The organism is Streptomyces sp. NPDC090088, assembly GCF_044747345.1.
GTDB lineage: Bacteria > Actinomycetota > Actinomycetes > Streptomycetales > Streptomycetaceae > Streptomyces.
This window is the reverse complement of the sequence record NZ_JBIVDZ010000004.1, coordinates 814,435-833,540: the sequence shown is the minus strand read 5'-3', so window position 1 is coordinate 833,540 and position 19,106 is coordinate 814,435. Positions and strand designations below refer to the sequence as shown.

Annotated in this window: 5 protein-coding genes; 2 read left to right on the top strand and 3 right to left on the bottom strand. The window is 73.6% G+C overall.

From position 1 onward, the window contains the following. Positions 1-113: 113 nt before the first annotated feature. Both ACIPSJ_RS23600 and ACIPSJ_RS23595 read left to right on the top strand, forming a co-directional pair. Entirely contained in the window at positions 114-1,604 is a 1,491-nt protein-coding gene (locus ACIPSJ_RS23600) for an aldehyde dehydrogenase (protein WP_401348500.1), read from the top strand. Next, the gene (locus ACIPSJ_RS23595) at positions 1,601-2,302 is read left to right on the top strand and encodes a gamma-glutamyl-gamma-aminobutyrate hydrolase family protein (RefSeq protein WP_401348498.1); all 702 of its coding nucleotides are present in this window, start codon (positions 1,601-1,603) and stop codon (positions 2,300-2,302) included. The genes ACIPSJ_RS23600 and ACIPSJ_RS23595 overlap by 4 nt, the downstream gene beginning before the upstream one ends. Here ACIPSJ_RS23595 and ACIPSJ_RS23590 read toward each other — a convergent pair whose 3' ends face one another. From ACIPSJ_RS23590 to ACIPSJ_RS23580, 3 genes are read right to left on the bottom strand one after another with little or no spacing between them, the layout of a single operon-like run. After that, complete coding sequence (locus ACIPSJ_RS23590) at positions 2,303-2,875, bottom strand: MarR family winged helix-turn-helix transcriptional regulator (RefSeq protein WP_401348496.1); 573 nt, start codon at positions 2,873-2,875, stop codon at positions 2,303-2,305. A gap of 57 nt (positions 2,876-2,932) precedes the next feature. Further along, positions 2,933-5,455: a right-handed parallel beta-helix repeat-containing protein gene (locus ACIPSJ_RS23585; protein ID WP_401348494.1), complete on the bottom strand. Its 2,523-nt coding sequence runs from the start codon at positions 5,453-5,455 to the stop codon at positions 2,933-2,935. 38 nt (positions 5,456-5,493) lie between these two features. Beyond that, a complete protein-coding gene (locus tag ACIPSJ_RS23580) occupies positions 5,494-18,963 on the bottom strand; it encodes a hypothetical protein (RefSeq protein WP_401348491.1) in 13,470 nt (4,489 codons plus the stop codon). Between the last annotated feature and the right edge of the window lie 143 nt (positions 18,964-19,106).

Here is a 19,106-nt window from a genome sequence, read left to right as displayed (position 1 = left end):
AGGGGGGGGGGGGGGGGGGGGGGGGGGGGGGGGGGCCGCCCGCCCCCCCCCCCCCCCCCCCCCCCCCCCCCCCCCCCCCCCCCCCCCCCCCCCGACCCCTCGACGGGACCACCATGCTGGACCTCACCCACGACGAACTCCTCGGCCGCGCCAAGGCCCTCGACCTGCCCGCACACCACCACATCGACGGCACCGACGAACCCGGCGGCGGCGCCGCGTTCGCCGTGGTCTCGCCCCGCGACGGACAGCTCCTCACCCGGGTCGCCGACGCCGGACAGGCCGAGGTCGACCTCGCCGTGGCCGCCGCCCGCCGCGCCTTCGACTCCGGCCCCTGGCCGCACCTGGCCCCCGCCGAACGCGGCCGGATCCTGCTCCGCATGGCCGAACTCCTCGAAGAGCACCGGGAACGGCTCGCCCTCACCATCACCCTGGAGATGGGCAAGCCGATCACCGAGGCGTACGCCATCGAACTGCGCGCCGCGATCAACACCTTCCGCTGGTACGGGCAGCTCGCCGACAAACTCACCGACGAGTCCCCGCACACCGCCCCCGACACCCTCGCCCTGGTCACCCGCGAGCCGACCGGGGTCGTCGGCGCGGTGGTCCCCTGGAACTTCCCGCTCACCCTGGCGAGCTGGAAGGTCGCCCCGGCGCTCGCGGCCGGCTGCACCGTCGTACTGAAGCCGTCCGAGTCCTCCCCGCTCTCCGCCCTGCTGCTCGGCCGGATCGGCACCGAGGCCGGACTCCCGCCGGGCGTGCTGAACGTCGTCACCGGCGACGGGCCCACCGCCGGCCGGGCCCTCGGCCTCCACCCGGACGTCGACGTGCTGGCCTTCACCGGCTCCACCGCCGTCGGACGGCACTTCCTGCGCTACTCCGCCGACTCCAACCTCAAGCGGGTCTGGCTGGAGCTGGGCGGCAAGTCGCCGAACATCGTCCTTCCCGACGCCCCCGACCTGGACGCGGCCGCCGCCACCGCCGCCTGGGGGATCTTCTTCAACCAGGGCGAGATGTGCACCGCGCCCTCCCGGCTCCTGGTGCACTCCTCGATCGCCGAGCGCGTCACGGACGCGATCGTGCGCCGCGCCGAGGAACTGCGCATCGGCGACCCGCTCGACCCGGCGACCGAGATGGGCGCGCTGGTCGGGGAGGCCCACCTCGGGCGGGTACGCGACCACATCGCCGCCGGTCGCGAGGAGGGCGCCCGGCTGCGCACGGGAGGCGAGCGGGCGCTGACGGAGACCGGCGGCAGCTATCTGCGGCCGACCGTCTTCGACTGCGTCGGCCCCGGGACGCGCCTCGCCCGCGAGGAGATCTTCGGCCCGGTGCTCTCCGTCCTCGCCTTCGACGACGTCGCCGAGGCGGTCCGGCTCGCCAACGCCACCGAGTACGGGCTCGCGGCCGGACTGTGGACCTCCGACCTGTCCACCGCCCACCAGGTCTCCCGCGCGCTGAAGGCCGGCACGGTCTGGGTGAACTGCTACGAGGAGGGCGACCTCACCGTGCCCTTCGGCGGCATGAAGCAGTCCGGCAACGGACGGGACAAGTCCGCGCACGCGATCGACAAGTACACCGACCTCAAGACGACCTGGATCCAGCTGTGACCCGTCCGCCCCGCCCGCTCATCGCCGTACCCGCCCGGTTCTCCGCCACCACCTCGGCACTCCGCTTCGCCGCAGAGGTCAACGCCCGCGCGCTGATCGAGGCCGTCTGGCGGGCCGGCGGCGAACCCGCGAGCATCCACCCCGCCGACACCGACGTGGCAGGCCGGCTCGCCCGCTTCGACGGGGTGCTGCTGCCCGGCGGCGGCGACCTCGCCCCGTACCGCTACGGCGCCGGCGACACCCACGAGAGCGTCTACGACGTCGACGACCTCCAGGACGCCTTCGACCTCGAAGTCGCCCGGCACGCGCTGGAGTCGGGGCTGCCGCTGCTGGCGATCTGCCGGGGACTCCAGGCCGTGAACGTGGCGCTCGGCGGCACCCTGGAGCAGGACATGGGCGGTCCGGACCGCACCCACCGGCACCTGCGCCACCCGGTGACCGTGCGAGCCGGCTCCCGTGTCGCCCGGGTGCTGGGGGAGGAGAAGGCGGACGCCTCCTGCTACCACCACCAGCGGGTGGACCGGCTCGGCGACGGGCTCACCGTCACCGCGACCGCCGCGGACGGCACGGTCGAGGGACTGGAACTCCCCGGCGCCCGGGGCTGGTTCACCGCCGTGCAGTGGCATCCGGAGGACACCGCGCACGAGGACCCCGTCCAGCAGCGGCTGTTCGACGCGCTGGTGAGGGCCGCCGCCTGATCAGGCCTTCGGGCGGCGACCGCTGCGGCGGGGCGCGGGCTCGGCCCCGTCCAGCAGTTCCCGGCGCCGCTCCTCACCGTGCTCCTCCACCTGGAGCACGACCCGCCGAAGCCCCTGCGCGAGGCTGCGGCACTCGGCGTCGCTGAGGCCGGTGGTCACGAAGGCCTCCTCCTCGTTGAACGCCGGGAACACCCGCTGCATCAGCTCCTCGCCCTTGTCGGTGAGTCTGAGCAGCACCAGCCGGCCGTCGCTCGGATGCCCGGCCCGGGCGAGCAGCCCCCGCGACTCCAGGGTGCGCGCCACCCCGGTGAGCGTGCCCTTGGAGATCCCGGCCTCCTCCGCCACATGCCGGGTCTCCGACTCGCCCCACACCCAGACGACCCACAGCACCACGAACGCGGTCCAGGTCAGGTCGGAGCCGCGCAGCACCGAGTTCTCCAGATGCTGGCGCACCGCGGAGGCGGCCCGGTGGATGTTGGCCACGGCCGCCATCTGGTCCCGGTGGATCGGGATGCCGCCGAGCTTCGCCGAGGCGAGCTTCTCGGCTTCGGTGATGGACCGCTGACCGGGCACGGGTGGCTCCTTCGCGAATTTCGTTCGGCCTCAAATTGTACGGAACGCCGCGTGCTCTCAGCGGGCGGCCGGGTGGGGCAGGTCGTGGGCCTCCAGACTGATCAGCTGCTCCGGCGTCGGGGCGGCGAGCTCGGCGACGCGCTGGGCCTGGCGTTCGGTCGTCTCCTGGAAGATCTGCCGGGCCGAGCGGCCGTTGCCGAAGCCCTCGCCCCGGGGCATGGCCTCGAAGAGGCCGACGAGCTCGGTACGGGCCGTGGGCGTGAGCTCGTAGCGGTGCTGCCCGGCCTGGTACTCGACGATGGACACCAGCTCGGCCGGCTCGTAGTCCTCGAAGAGGAGGGTGCGGCCGAACCGGGAGGCCAGACCGGGGTTGGAGCCGATGAAGCGGTGCATGTCACCCGGGTAGCCTGCGGCGATGACCACGACGTCGTCGCGGTGGTCCTCCATCAGCTTCACCAGCGTCGCCACGGCCTCGGTGCCGAAGTCGTTGCCCGCGAAGGCCGGGGCCAGCGAGTAGGCCTCGTCGATGAAGAGCACCCCGCCGAGCGCCCGGTTGAAGGCGGCCGTGGTCTTCGGGCCGGTGTGGCCGACGTACTCGCCCACCAGCGCGGTCCGGTCGACCTCGATCAGATGGCCCCGGCGGAGCAGACCGAGGGCCTTGAGGAGACGGCCGTAGAGGCGGGCGACGGTGGTCTTGCCGGTGCCGGGGTTGCCGGCGAAGACCAGGTGGCGGCTGAGCGGCGGGGCGGGCAGCCCGGCCTCCTCGCGGCGCCGGACCGTCTGCATGAGCTTGACCAGGGAGCCGACGTCCTGCTTCACCCGGTCCAGGCCGACCAGTTCGTGCAGCTCGCCCAGGAGGTCCTCCAGGTTCTCCTCCTCCGGCTCCTCGGCGCCGTCGGCGGCCTTGGCGGCGGACGCGGAGGGCGCGCACGTACCGGGTCTGCCGTTCGCCGGGGCCGCGGCCGGGGTGCCGAAGGTGAGCGGGGTGCCGTCGGCCGTGCAGTCCTCCAGGACCGGCTCGGCGCCCTCGTCGGTGCCCAGCGCCTCCGCGCAGTCCCGGATCCGGCAGTGCCGGAAGAGCGGGTCGGCGCCCTTGGCCACATGCAGCGCGGGGAAGCCCGCACGGGTGACCTCGACCCCGGTGAACGTGCCGCCCGCGCCCTCCGCCAGGAACAGCCCGTTCTTGCCCGGGCGGTCGATGTGCAGGCCGGTCACCTCCGGGCGGGCGCCGGTCCACACGACCGCGCCGGAGCCCGCGCAGTCCTCGACCCGGCCGCCGGCCACCGTCGCCTCGGCGCCCTCGTCGACCACCAGCCCGGCCGCCCCCGCGCCGCTGATCCGGATCCCGGCGAGGGCGGCGGCGGCGCCCTTGGCGACCTGTACGCCGATCTCCCTGGTCCCGGTCACCGTGGTGTCGGCGACCGTGCTGCCGGCCGGCGAGCCGATGCCGATCCCGGCGGCGGACCCGGCGACCCGGCAGCCGGTGAGCGTGGCCACCGCCCGTTCCAGGACGCTCACCCCGGTCATGGCGACGTCGGCGATCCCGCAGTCGGTGAGTTCGACCCGGGCCTCGCCGGTGGCGTGCACCCCGTGCTCGGAGCCGCCCCGCACCCGGCAGTCGGCGAGCCGCCCGACGGCCGCACCGGCCAGATGCACGGCGCTGAAGGTGCTGCGGTCGATCCGGCAGTCGGCCAGGTCCGCCTCGGCCGAGCCGGTGACCAGCAGCCCGTTGGCCCCCGCGTCGGCGACCGAGCAGCCCGAGGCGCTCAACCGGGCCGTCTCCTGGACGACCAGACCGCTGGCGGCCGCCCCACGGATCCGGCAGTCGGTCAGCTCCGCACGCGCCGACCCGGTCAGGTGCACCCCCGCCGCGCCGGGCGTCTCGATACGCGACTCCCCGGCCGTGGCCTCGGTGGCGTCCTCCAGGAGCAGCCCCGCCCGGCCGCTGCCCGCCAGCACCGAGTCGGTCAGCCGCAGCCGCGACCGACCGCGCAGCCGCACCCCGGACCCGGTCGTCCGCTCCAGGCGCAGCCGTACGGCGTCCAGGCTCGCGGTGCCGGACAGCACCACGCCCGTACCGTCGACGCCGGTCACCGCGGTGTCCTCCAGCCGGGCCCGGACACCGCCCGCCAGATGGAGTCCGGCCAGCCGGGCCCCCTCCAGACGGCAGCGGCGCAGCACGACCGCCGTCGTACCGCCCTCCTCGTCCTCCGGGCCCTTGACCTGCACCCGGCCGCCCTCCACCGAGCACTCCTCCAGGACCAGCCCGGCGCCGGGCGACACGCTCACGGCCGGCAGACCCGCGTCGGACCCCCACACGGTGATGTTGTGCAGGGCGCAGTCCGGGCCGTCCACGGTCACCGCGGCGGCCTCACCGGGCGGCGCCGCGATCACCACACTGCCCCGGCCGTGCTCCGCCGTGAGCACGACCGCGCGGTCCAGCACCACGTTCTCGGTCCAGGTGCCGGGGGCGATCACCACCAGATCGCCGGGCGAGGCGGCCCGTACCGCCTCGCCGATGGTCCGGTACGCGCCCCGGCCGCCCTGCCCCTTGGGCGCCACGGTGTGACGGGTGGTCATCTGTGTTCCTCAGTCCTCGGTGATCGCCGCTGCGTTGATCAAGGTGCCTGGTAATAGGTGGGATTGATGCTCGCACGATAGGCACTGGTCAGGTACAGCGACTGGATCGACTTCTCGAAGATCTTGAAGGGTAGCTGGATCCAGAACTCGGCGAAGCCCTGGCGGTGGAAGAGCCGGCTGCCCGCGCTCATCACGAACACGTTCTTGACCAGTCCGGTGGTGGCGGCCGTGGTCACGGAGGCGGCGGCGTTGATCCCGCCCTCCCAGACCGCGTCCCCGCCGTGCAGCTTCACGGTCTGCCCGTCCGCGTTGGTCACACCCCACACGGCCGCGTTCATACTGCCGTTGACCCAGCCGGACAGCGCGCTGCTGAGGACGCCGAACGAGAAGTCGTAGGTGCCGCCGCGCCAGCGGGTCGGCGTCTCGTTGCCCGCCCACTCGTTGACCCAGGTCTTGTCGTGGTTGAGCGGCCGCCGCGTCCACGGCTTGCCGCCGTCGATGTTGGCGATACCGGCCTTGTACTGGCCGAGCTTCTCGAAGCCGAGGGCCCGGTTCTCGTGCACCGCCGTGCTCAGCCCGGTCTTGATGGTCGCGCCGACCGCCGCGTTGGCGAACGACTTCAGCGCGTCCTTGCCGGTGAACGGCTTGTTCTGGACGGCCGCCACGATGCCGTTCACGGCGAGGTTCGCGCCGAACTCCAGGATGAACTCCTGCCCGAACTCCAGCGCCGCCTTCTTGGCCACGCTCTGCCAGTACGGCTCGTAACGCGCCTCGCGCAGCGCCGCGCCGCCGTCCGGCACGACCGTGCCCGACCACGGCATGCGCTGCGCCTCACGGGTGGTACGGCCCCAGCCGCGGATCTCGGTCAGCGCGCCCCGGAAGTCGTACTCGTTGCCGACCAGCCGCCAGGTGTTGAACGTGTCCCGCTCGAACACCAGGCCGTTGTCGGTGCGCTGGGCGATCAGATCGCCGTTCCTGTTGTAGCGGTTCCACTGGCCGCGCCACGCGTCGGTCTCCAGGAACCCGCCGCCGTCCGCCTTGCGTTCCCGCACCACGCCGCCGTGGTCGAACTCCTTCCACACCGAGCCGGCCGGGGTGTTCTGCGTGACGGTCGTGCTGTACGCCCGCACCCGCAGCGGCCCGCCGTTGTGCAGCGGGGTCTCGCGCAGGAGGACGGGCGCGTCCTGGCCGGGCACCCGCAGCTCGTCCCGGAAGTACCGGGCGCCGTCGGTCCACCGGTCCTGCCAGGCGCGGCCGTTCCACCAGCGGCGGACCTGCTCGCCGTCGCCCATGGCCACCGGCGTGCCGTTGCGTTCGTGGGTACTGACGCGCCAGTCGCCCTGGTTGTCCCGCCAGGCGTCGACGTACCGGCCGGAGTCCAGCATCCGGCGCTCGCGGACCAGGTTGCCGTTGCGGTCGTAGTCCCGGTAGGAGTCGTCCCAGGGCAGCCGCGAGTCGTTCGAGCCACGGAAGAACTCCCGTCGGCCGCTGCCGACTTCGGCGCCCTGGGCGTCCAGCTCACGCCAGGTCCAGCGGCCCGAGTCGGCGCGGCCGGAACCCTGCACCACCCGGCCGGCGGTGCCGTCCGGACGGGCGTGACTCTGCCCGACGAGGTTGCCGTGCGGGTCCCGGTCCACCCAGGTGCGGTCACCGGTGAACTCCCGCACGACCCCGTTCGGACGGCCCTCGCGGGCGGTCCGGGTGACGCCGCCGGCGTCCTGGTAGAGGTCCTGCCAGAGCCTGCCCTGCGGGTCGTTCGCGAGCGGTTGGCGGTAGCCCCTGAGATCGCCGGCCTGCCAGGGGTGGTCGGCCGCGTCGGCCGGGGGGTGGCCCGGACGCGCCGCGTGATCGCCGACCTTCAGGGACGTTCCGTCGTGCAGCTTGCCGCTGAAGCGCGCGAAGGTGCCGTCGGCCGCCAGGTCCAGGGCGCTGCCGTCCATGCCGACGTACCGCACCCCGGAGGTGGTGGTGCCGTCGCCCGCCTCCTTCGTCCAGGTGAACAGCTGGTAGGTGTCGTCGCCCCGGACATGGGCGTACGGCGGCCGGGTGTGCTCGGCGCCGGCCAGCCAGCGGGTGCGGACCCAGGTGGGCGGGCGCTGCTCGCGCCAGCGGTCGGTGGTCAGGAAGCCGTCGCCGAACACCTCGTGCTTGCCGACCTCCTTGCCGTGCGGGGAGTGCCGTTCCCAGGTGCCGCGCGGGGAGCCGTCCGCGTTCATGGCGTGCTCCTGGTACTGGCCGGCCCGCTCGGGCCACTCGGCCATGCCCCACTGCCGCTGGGCGATGTCACCGCCCGCGGTGCGGTCGGTCCAGCCGCTGCCGACGTGCTCACGGGTCCGCGGGCCCGAGGCGATCACCCTGCCGTCGCCGTCGTAACGGTGCCAGGTCCAGGCCCCGTTGCCGTCGTGGACGCCCAGGGTGTGCCCGGCCCGGCCGTTGAACTTCTGCAGCCCGTCGCGGTACTCGCGCACCGTGCGGCCCCAGCCGTCGGTGTCGCGCCAGCCGGTGCCCGCCGTGTCGTAGTGCCGGCTGCCCCTGCCGACCGGGGTGCCGGTGTCGTCCCAGCGCACCCAGTGGGTACGGGGGTTGGTGCGGGCGAAGTCGATCGTGTCGGTCCGCCGGAAGGAGTCGACGACGTCGCCGGAGGCACCGGGCAGCACCCGGCGCTCGAAGACCGGCACCTGCTTCTTGGTCGAGCTGAGCAGCTTGATGTGGCCCTGTGCGGCGCCGGAGAGGTCGGCGGTCCCGTGCTGGAAGGACCCGGCCGCCACCGGCGCACCGGACCTGGTGGTCCGTTCCCAGGTGCCCGTGGCGTGGTCGACGACGTACCGGTACTGCGTCCGCCGCCCGCTGTCCAGCACGTTGAAGCCCTGCCGGGCCACGCTGCCGTCGGCGGCCAGGTGCACGAACTCGCCGTGCCGCGGGCTGGTCCGGTCGTCGAACACGATCCGCGTGGTGCCGTCGGGCCGCCGCACGGCGTCCCAGTGCGCGAGCCTGCCGCCCGCCGCGTCCTCCAGCCGGGCGCCGGGGTGCGCCGCGGTCGGCGGGTCCACGACGAGGAGGCGTCCGCCGTGTCCCACGGGCAGCGGGGTACCGGTGGCCGTGACGGCGCCCTGGCGGTCGTAGCGGGTGAACGTCCCGTCGGACAGGGTGGTCCGGTGACCGCCGCCGGGCAGCGGGACCGTCTCCTGGACGAACCGTCCGGTGTTCTGGTCGAAGACCTGGTTGCCGCCGCCGGGGCGGGCGATCTCGATGCGGCCGGCCGCCGGGTCGAGGGTGACCGCCCGCGCCGGATCCGGCGCGAAGGTGTCGTCCAGCCAGTGCGGAGCCCCTACGAGTGGCCGGTCGAGATGTCCGGCCGGTACGCCGTCCCGTCCGGTCAGCCGCAGCCCGTCGCCCGCGAGGTCGCCGTTGGGCGCGAAGGTGTGGTGACCGGTGCCGTGGACGGTGCGGAAACCGCTGTTGTTCGCGATCGCGGTCACGGTGTCGGGCAGCCGGTTGCCGTCGGCGTCGGTGAGACGGAGGCCGCCGGCGCCGTCGGGCTCGGCGAACCGGGCGCCGCGTGGCCCGCCCGCCGGGTCGGCCAGCGCGGTCGACGTACTCACCGGGCGGCCCTCGGGGTCGTGCAGCACGGAGGCGCCGGACACGTCGTCGATCGTGCGCAGCCGGGTGCCGCCGACCTCGACGACCCGCTGCGGCAGTGGCCGCCCGGCGATGTCGGTGAGCCGGTGGCCGCCCGTGCCGTCCGGTACGGCGACCCGGCCGTCGCGGACGTTCGTCACCGGGTCGACCAGGGCCCGGCCGGTGTCCTGGAAGGAGCCGTCGGCCGCGTACCGGGTGGTCGTGCCGGTCGCGTCGTCGGTCACCCGGAATCCGGTGGTGCCGTCCAGCGTGGTCACCGTCTCGGTCTGCCGGGCGCCGGCCGCGTCGGTCAGGAAGCGGCCCGTGCCGTCGTCGGCGAGGAACCACCGTCCGCGTGCGCCCTGCGGGTCAGTGAGCGCGACACCGGTCTCCTGGAGCCGGCCCCGGGCGTCGTAGCGGTCGGAGACACCCGTCGCGTCGTCGGTGACCCGCATCCCGTTCCCGTCGCCCAGGTCCTGGACCCGCAGGTCCAGGCGGTCGCCCGCGAGATCGGTGACATGGACCTCCGTGCCGTCGGTGACCCGCACCCGGTCGGTCCCGGTGGGCACCCCGTCCCGGCCGGTGAGCTGGAGGCCCTCGTCGCCCAGGGTGCCCTGGGCGTCGACGCGGTGGGTGACACCGGTGTCGAGATGGGTGATCCGCGTCGCGTCCCCGGGCAGGACGAAGGCGGCCAGCCGGTCCCCGCCGGGGCCGTCGACCCTCGGGGTCTGCCGGCGCCCGTGGCCGTCGATGTCCGTGTGCAGCCGCGTTCCCGTCGGCTGTCCGGCGCCGTCGTACAGCGGGATGTCGTCGGCGATCCGGTCGCCGTTCGCCGTGTACGTCGTGACGACGTCCGAGGCCGTGTGCCGGACGTCGAAGTGCCCGTCCGCCGCACCGGGCGTGACCGTGCGCCCCGGGTCCGGGTGCAGCTGTCCGTCCAGCACCCGCAGCGTCACCGTGTTGTCGGCGGCCACGGTCCGCTCGATGACCAGGCCGTTCGGCCCGGAGACGCCCGAGTTGTTCAGCCCGATCTGCTCGACGGAGGCCGGGACCGTGTCGGGCACGGTGTTGAGCCTGCCCGCGCCCAGCGTCGCGCCGCGCCGCGTGCCCGCGGACTCGATCTCCTGCATCCGGGCGTCGATGTCGGCCGGGCGGACGCCGATGTCCTCCAGGTTGCGGTAGGCGGTGTCGAACCTGTCCTGGGCGCGGAGCAGTTCGTTGTTGAGCTGGACGTCGTACGCGTTGACGCCCTGCGAGGTGCCGGCGCCGCCCGGCCTCCCCCGCAGCTCCTCCACACGGCCCAGCTCCTGCCGGGCGGACGTCAGCTCGGACCAGGCCTCGCGCAGCGGGCGGCCCTCGCCGCCGAGGAGATCGGTGACCGCCGCGGATTCCGCCGCCCACGGCGTGGTGCCCTGTTGCCGCACGGGCGCCTTGCCACGGTCCTGCCGGACGGGGACCGGCGGGGCGGTGTCCAGCAGGTCCAGGGCATCGGTCTGCCGTCGGGCCAGCCGGGTCCGGTCCAGCTCGTCGAGCATGGTCTGGAGCCTGGTGTGCGTCCCGGGGCTCGTGCCGCCGGCCGCGAGGGCGGTACGGGTGTGGTCGGCGAGGCCGTCCGGGGCACCGCCCGGCCGGTGGAAGTCGTCCAGCAGGTGGTACGCGTTCGCCTCGGCGCGCGCCTGGTCCAGCAGCCGCTCCACGCCGGCCCGGCGGACCGACCCCGGGCGGACCTGGAGGAAGTTCTCGGCGGCGCCGACCAGGTTGTCGAGCGCCGTGGCCCGCTGCCCCAGCCGGTCGGCGGGCACCCGGAGGAAGTCGTCCAGCGCCCGGTCGACGTGCTGGATCTGCGAGCGCGCCCGGATGCCGTGCGCCCGGTACGTACTCTGCCGGAAGGCGGCCCGGTCGAGGAGATCGGGCGTGGCCGGGTGACCACCGCCAGGCGCCGCCGTGTCCCGCGTGGTGTCGGGGTTCCGCCGGGGCGGCGGCCGCAGCATGTCGTCCAGCACGGAGTCACCGAGCGGCCGAGCCGAGCGGCCACCGTCGTGCTGTGCGCTGTCGAGGCGTGTGCCGTCGAGCCGTGTGCTGTCCACCGCCGGTGTCGGCGTGGTGTGCCCGGTGTCGGCGCGGTGAGGTACGGGGGCGGTGGTGTCGGTGTCCGTGGGGCGGGGCGGTGTGGTGGTGTCGGTGTCCTTGGAGAGCGGTGGGGTCGTGTCGGCGTCCAGGCGGTGGGGTGCCGGCGCGTCGGTGTCCGTGAGTCGCGGTGCGGTCGTGTCCGTGAGGCGGGTGGTGGTCGTGCCGGTGTCGAGCGGGTGCGACTGGAAGGTGTCGGTGTCCGCGGGGCGGGGCGGTGTGGTGGTGTCGGTGTCCTTCGCGAGCGGTGGGGTCTGGTCGGTGTCCAGAGAGTGTGGTGCCGGCGCGTCGGTGTCCGCGAGGTGGGGTGCGGGGGCGTCGGTGTCGAGCGGGTGGGGTGCGGGGGCGTCGGTGGTCGGGCCGTGGGGCGGGGTGCCGTCGGTCGTGAGCGTGGGCGGCTTGGTGTCGGGGGCCGGTTGGGCGTGGGGGAGGTGGGGTTCGGCGCGGACGGGGGTCGAGGGGACGTCGGTCGAGGTGCCGGCCAGGGCAGGTGCCGGTGTCTTCGTCTCGGCGCTCGGCGGCAGTTGCAGAAGTGCGCGGCCCTCGTCGGTGAGGTGGAGACCGGCCGGGGTCCCCTGGACCAGTTTCGCGTCGCGCATGTTCCGGAACGCGACATTGAACTCGCTCACGCCGAGGCCGACCGCGCCCTTGGTGTGGGCGGCCCTGCTGGAGTTCTTGAGCGCGCGGAAGCCGTCCGAGTGGCCGAGCGCCCGCGCCATCTGCTTCATGTCGGCGGTGATGCCCGGAATCGAGTCCAGTGCCCGCTCGACCTGGTGCGGGAGTTCGCTCAGGTCGGCCGTGCCCGCGCCGGGACCCGCCGTCGACGTCCCGGCGGCCGGGGTCTTGACGGCCGGGGCCTTGGCCGGCTTCGGGGTGGTCTTGAGCGCCCCGAACCGCGCGTTGATGTTGTCCAATAGCTGAACGCGTTCGTCGAGCAGCGTCTTCGCCAGGTCCTTGCGGGCGCCGTCGGCGATGTCGTGGAACTGCCGCGTCAGCTCGACCGACTGCTCGGCGAGCGGCCGTGCCTTGGTGAGGTTGTAGCGGATGCCCCTGTTGTTGTTGCTCTTGACGGCGTTGTCCGCCTGGCGCAGCCGGTCGGACGCCTCGTCGAACGCCTTGCCGGCGGCCCGCGCGGCCGGGTCGACCGTGCCGTCGGCCAGATAGCGTCCGTCGCCGTCCGCGTCGTGCACCGCGAGCGGCCTCGGCCACTCGGTGTCCACATGGCTCCCGAGCGGGTTGATGGGCAGCCCGGAGCCGAACTTCGCCTCGGGCCGGTACAGCTTGGAGATGACCGAGCCCAGCTCCTCCGGGTGGCCGCCCTCGGCGAGCAGCCTGAAGACGTCGTCCTTGAAACCGCCGCCGATGAGGTGCACCTCGCGCACCACCGACAGGGCGAGCGCCTCCCGCACGTGCGCCCCGTGGAAGACCTCCTGCTCGAAGGAGACGTGCCGGGTGCTGTGGTCGGGGTACTCGTACGTCCAGCGACCGCGCTTGCCGACCTCGTCGAAGCCCTCGTCGTACTTGGCACTGCGGACGACGTCGTCGCCGAACGTCAGCCGGCTCATCGTGTCGCGGTCCAGCGGATGCAGCTGGTCGTGGAGCGAGACCCAGCCACCCTTCTGCTCAAGGACCTTGGCGTCGAAGACGAGCGTGGTCGGGCCGTACCGGGTGGCCATCGGCTTGTCGCCGACGTCCATGCGGAAGAACACGAAGTCGTCGTTGCCCAGGTTGGAGGTGTTGTTGGCGGAACTCTTGCCGGAGGCGAGGAACTTGACGCCGCGACGGCTCAGGTCGCCCTGGGAGGACATGACGCCGCTGTTGGCGATGGCGTGATAGGCCGGGGTGGCGTGCTTGATCCGGTAGGGCAGGTTCTGGAGCGTGTCCCGCAGCTGCTCGAAGCGGGCGCGTTCCGTGGACGGCAGGCCGTCGAGCATCCTGTCGACGTCGGCCCGAAGGTCGGCGATGTTCCGCTCGGACAGCGTGCGTACGAAGTCGTGCTGCTGGGACCGCGAGAGCTTGTCGAAGTCCTGGAAGTCGTCGAACACCCTCTGCCACTGGGCCTCGGTCCCGGGCAGCAGCGCCTTCCACTGCCGCCCGGTGTGCACGTCGCCGAACGCCTGGTTCTCGCGGTAGCGGCGCAGGAGGTCCGGCAGGCCGCGCTGGATCCGTTCCACGGAGGCGTCGGTGCCGAGGAAGCCCTTGAGCACGAGCTTGTCGCCCGGCTCCGCCGCCTTGACGGCGTCGTCGACCAGCTCGGCGAGATGGTGGGCCACGGCGGCGACGGGCGTGTGCTCGTTGCGCAGGGCGTAGGTGCCCCCGAAGCGGGCGGCGTCCTTGACCTGGCCCTGGAGGGCCGCGTCCAGGTCCTTGGCGGCCTGCTCCAGCCCCTCGGCGAGGCCCTTCAGTTCGCTGTGGGGAGCCGTGCCCGCCCGCACCAGGGACTCGAGTTCGCCCGCGAGCCGCCGGACGGTGACCGACTGCGACTCGATCTCCTCGCCGGTGCGGATGAACTGGTCCCCGCGGGCGGCGCCGGGCGCGGTGCGGGCCTGGGCGTCCAGACCCAGAGCGTGTTCCTGGAACCGCAGGGCCCGCTGGATGTCACCGGCGCCGGCGAACTGGTCGACCAGCAGGTTGAGGTCGAACTGGGAGAGCCGGCCGTCGGCCAGCGCCTGCGTCATCTCCTCGTCCAGGCGGACCGTGATCTGAGAGGCCTCTTCGTTCGCCTTGGTCAGGGCCGCCTCCATGGCCGGGCGCTGATTGCCACCGGCGTTGGCGAGGTTGCTCTCGGCCTGCTGAACGCCGCGCTGGGCCTCGGTGTGCTCGCCGAAGGTCTTGGCCAGCCGTTGCGGAGGCGTCAGCGCGGCGGCCGTCTCCGTCTCGCTGTGGAGGGTCGGGGCGGTGTGCGCGGGCGGCGGAGTCGCGCCGCCGGCGGGCAGGGAGGTGCCGCCGAGCGCGCGAGGCCGTTCCTTCAGGCTGAGTCGGCGCAGGGCGTCGAGGTCGGCCTCCATCCGCACCGGGTTGACGTCGAGGTCGGTCAGACGGGTGTGGGTGGTCTCGTACTGCTGCCGGGCGGTGTCCACCCTGTCGCGAGCGCGGATCTCGGCGACGGTGGGGCCGCTGGAGCTGCCCGCCCGGCCGTTGTGCGGCAGGAGGTCTTCCTCGGCCCGGCCCAGGTCGTAGCGCGCCTGGACGTGGTCCCGCCAGGCGTCCCGGCGGGCCTGCCGCAGCGGGTCGTCCGCGTGGCCGAACAACGCGTCGACGCGCTGCCCGTCCCGGAACCAGGCCTCCTCGATCTGGGCCGGCGTGAGCCGCGTTCCCCGCCCCGGCAGCTCCTGGCCGCCACCGGCACGCGATGTGTCCGGCCGCGGTGCGGGCGCAGCGTCGGGGGTCCCGTGTGCCGTGCCCGGTACGGCCGTTTCCGTGTCGGAACCGGTGTGGGTGGTCCCCGGCAGAGCCGTCTCCGTGTCGGGCGTGCCCCGGGTCGGGCTGGGGACCGGCGTGTCCGTGTGTGCCGCGGCGGGGTGGGCCGGGCTCGGCAGCTCCTTGCCCCAGGACGTGGGCGTCGGCAGGGAGCTGAGCAGTTCGTTGTTGTGCAGGACGTGGCCGCGCAGGTCGGCGGCGAGGTCGTTGAAGCCGGTGCCGCTCCACTCCCTGCTGAAGGTGCGGTCGCCGCCGGTGATCGTGACGGAGACGGCGTTGTCGTCCACCTTGTGGGTGACGGTGATGGTCATCTCGTCGGTGTGGCCGGGCCGTCCGACGGTGAACGTCTTCACGTTCGGGCCGTCGCCGCCCTCCCGCACGACCGCGTCGCCGAGGCCCTCCCAGCGGCGCATCGAGTCCTGACCGAAGGCGCGGCCGAAGTCCTCGAAGGCCTCGCCCGAGTGCAGCCCGGACCACTTCTCGTTGATGAGACCGTCGAGCTGGGCCTGCGGGATCTGCTCGGCGCGTACCGGGATGACGGTGATGCCGTCCTCGACCCGGGCCGGTCCGGTGCGCTCCAGCCGGGTCGGCGAGAGGGTGATCTCCCACTGGTCCTGGTTGAGCGCGAGGGCGTCGTCGGCGGCCTTGGTGTACCCCGGCGGGTAGGCCATGGCGAGCTTGCCGTGGTCGGCGGGGACGTCTATCTCGAAGACGACGCGGTTGCTGTTGACGCCGTTCTTCGCCCACTCCGCCTGGAAGGCGCGGTTGTTGGAGGTCGAGGCGGGCAACCGCTCCACGAACACGTCGGCCTGGGCGGCCCGCGGGTCCATCGACACGCCCCGCCACACCGTCATGCGCTGGTTGGGACCCTCGAACATCAGGTCACCGGCGACCTTGTTGAACTGCTCGACCTTGCCGACCAGGCCCGGGTTGGCCTCCAGGGCGCTGGGCTTGACGAAACCGCCGTACCCCTTCTTCGAGGTGAAGGCGCCGCCGATGACGCCCTGCATGAACAGCTTGACCTCGTTGTCGGTCGCGGCCTTGCCCATGTGGCCGCGGGCCGCGTGGGCGGCCGCGTCCCAGCTGTCGGCGGCCTGGCCGGTGAGTCCGGCCGGGCGCGGGGGCAGGGTGACGTCCGGGGTGGCCGAGCGGACGAGCCGGCCGGTGGCCGCGCTGTAGACGTGGCTGCCGGAGGCCGAGGCGATGACGATCTCGCCGTCGGCGCCCAGCTTCGCGGGCCACCGGGCGGCGCCGTCGGCCGGCGCGGCCGACTTGTCGGTGACCTTGACGGTCACGCCGGTGAACGGGCCGTCCGCCAGGCGCACGCTCTGGTCGGCGAGCCCGATCCGCATGCCCACGCGCCGGAAGTTCCAGGTGTGGACGACGGCGGTGCCGCCGACGGCCTCCAGTTGCCGTACGACGAAGCCCGTCGGGCCGTTCTTCTCCACGGTGAACAGGCCCGACCGGGCGGCGTCGCCGTGGAGTTGGGGCTGCTCCCCGCGGGGAGCCCGGACCGCGAGTTCGTGATCGCCGGGGACCTTGACGACGTTGCGGTCCTTGAGGAGTTCGTCGAACGGGACGCCGCCGCCGTCGCCGGCGTTGTGGGGCGCGGGCGCCGGGGTGTGCTGCGCGGGCAGCGGGGTGTGGGTCTGCGGCGGAGTCGGCGCGGGGTGCGCCGACAGGCTCTCCGGGGTGTGCCCGGAGGTGCCGGACGCCGACCCGGCCAGGCCCTTGTCGGCGTCCGTGTGGGCGGGCGCCCCGGCGAGGGCGGGGGTGTCCGTCCCGCGGGCGCTGCGGCCGGTGTCGACGAGGTCGAGGGCCGAGTGGCCGTGCTGCCCGCCCGGTCCGGGGTGCCCGGAGCCGCCGGGGCCGACCGGTCCCCGGTCGTGCGGGGCGGGGGTGGCCGTGAGGCGGTCGGGGGTCGTGGTGTTGACCGTGAGCCGGTCCGGGGCGGCCGGGTTCACGGTCGGCCGGTCCGGTGCCGCCGGGTTGACGGTGAGCCGGTCCGGGGTGCCCGGCGCCGGGTTCGGCGAGCCGTGCGGCAGCTGCTCGGGCGGGGTACCGGGGCGCGGCGAACCCGGCTGGTGGACCAGTTCGTCGAGGTGGAGCCGGGTCTGGTTGGCGTGCAGGGCGCTGGTGGTGCGGTCGGCGAGGGTGCTGCCGGTGCCGGGGGCCACGGGGGAGTCCGGCGTGCGGTGGCCGCCGCCCGCGAGCAGGTCGAACGCCGACACATGGGTGTCCACACTCCCCGGCCCGCCGTGCCCGATGCCGGTCGTGGACGGGTGGGTGACGGTGGTGGGGCCGGTGAGCAGGCTGTTGGGGGCCGTCACGTCGTGCGGGGCGCCGGGCGCGGGCGTCGAGTTGAGCGCGGTGTGGGCGACGTTCGTGCCCGGGGTGCCGGTCAGCGTCGTGTGGACGGTGCCGAGGCCGGGGGTGCCGGGCGCGTGGACGGTGCCCACGCCCGGGTTGCCGGTGAGCGCGGAGTGCAGGGTGCCCGGCGTGGGCGAACCCGGCGTGGACAGGTCGCCGAGCGTGGCGGCCACCGGGGGCGGCGAGGAGTGGGTGCCGGTGAGGATCGAGGTGCCCGGCGCGTGCGTGCTGCCGTGCGCCCCGCCCGGCGCCAGGACGTCACCGGCGGCCGTGACGGTGTGCGGGGTCCCGGGCAGCCCGGTGAGCGTGGTGTGGGCGCCGCCGGAGACCGCCGTGACCGGCGTGTTGGTGATGCCGTGCGTGGCGCCGGGGACCCCGGCCGACGCGGGCACGTGCAGGCCGGACGCGGTGGTGATGGTCGGGGTGGCACCGACGCTCACTCCGAGCTGCTCCGAACGCCCGCCCAGCGAGCCGAAGTTCCCCACGTGGACGTTGCTCAGCTGCACATGGGGCATGTCGACCAGCGCGTCCACCGTGCGCCCCGCCTGGACGCCGAAGTTGCCGCGGTGGGCGATCGCGCCCACGTCACCCAGGTTCAGCGACGGCGGACGCAGCGTCGAGGTGACGTCCAGATGGGTGCTGGGGATGTTCAGGTCGAGGTTGCGGATGCTGCTCTGCCCGGAACCCGCCCCGAACCGCACCTCGTTCAGCTGGATGCGCGGCATGTCGACCAGGGCGTCGACGGTGCGCGGGTCGACCGGGACCGAGCTGATCGTACGGCCGATGCTGCTGGTGATCGGGGCGCCGAAGACGTGCTGCCCCAGCACACCGCGGTCGAAGAGGCTGATGCGCAGGGCGCGCGCGAAGCCGTACTCGCCGATCTCCGCCGCGTCCACCGGCAGGAAGATCCGCAGCCACTTGGTGCCGCCGAACTCCTTGCCCACCCACTCCTTGGTGGTCTGCCAGCCCCGGGAGAGGGTCTCGGGCAGTCCGCGGACGAAGCCGGGGATCGCCTTGAAGCCCTGCACGATCGTCAGGCTGACCGAGTCGACTCCCTTGCTGATGATGTTGGGCAGGTTGTGGATGCCGTCCAGCACCCACAGGCCGCCCTTGTAGACCCAGGTGCTGCCGAGCCGCACCAGGTCCTTGAGGCCGAGCAGCAGGGTGGTGGGCCGGAAGCCGTTGGTGAACAGGTTGCGCAGGGCCTGGAAGGTGCCCCGGGCGATGTTGGCGAAGCCCTTGGCGAAGGCGCTCGTAGCGACGCCCTTGATGATCTGGAAGATCGGCAGCGCCTTGGTGGTGGGCGCCAGGATGCCGAGCCCGGCCAGGAAGAGGTCGAGGAAGCTGGCGTCACCGTTGGCGAAGTCGACGATCGTCTTGATGAAGAGGGTCAGGTTGACGCCGAGGGCGAGCAGCGCGATCGGGCCGCCGAAGATGAGGGCGGGGACGATCAGGATGATCGCCAGCCACTGGAACGCCTCCCAGAAGAGCTGGCACTTGGAGATCGGCAGCTGGATGTCGGAGACGCCGGAGATGCTGCCCGCCGCCGCGGCGGCGCCCTCGCCGTGCTCGGTGCCGGCCTGCCGTGCCGTCGAGGCGTAGGTGTCCCGGTTCGAGTCGTCCTCGGACAGCCCCCGGCCAGAGTTGAGGGCGCCGTCGGCCCGGGACTGGAGATCGACGAGCTTGTCCGCCCAGGTGGTCAGCGCGCTCGCCGCGGTCTCGAAGGACTGCGCCACGTCCTCGATGTGCCCGCGCAGCCGGTCGTTGACCTTGTCGCGCAGCGCGTTGGCGGCCTCGCCGACGAAGACGCTGTCACCGGCGGTGTTCATGACCGCGTCGATCGCCGTACTGATCCGCCGGGCCTCGGAACCCAGGTGGTTGAGCTCGGTGGACAGCGTCCGGATCTGGTCGGGATCGCCCGGTGTGGGGTCGCCGTCGAGCCCGATCGCGTTCCAGTCGGTCGGGCGTGGCATACGAGTTCCTCCCGGAAGCTGCGGGGCTCGGGGCGGTCACTCCCCAACTGACCACGCCACAGCGGCCGATGCGGTTCACGTGATCTGAGTTACACCCTCCGTTTGCGGTGAACCGGCGGAGCGCGTGCGGCGTGGTCCAACTG

Bases quoted from the DNA above. Each gene is read 5' to 3' on its own strand.
- ACIPSJ_RS23600 (WP_401348500.1), top strand. From the start codon at position 114: ATGCTGGACCTCACCCACGACGAACTCCTCGGCCGCGCCAAGGCCCTC.
- ACIPSJ_RS23585 (WP_401348494.1), bottom strand. From the start codon at position 5,455: ATGACCACCCGTCACACCGTGGCGCCCAAGGGGCAGGGCGGCCGGGGC.
- ACIPSJ_RS23580 (WP_401348491.1), bottom strand. From the start codon at position 18,963: ATGCCACGCCCGACCGACTGGAACGCGATCGGGCTCGACGGCGACCCC.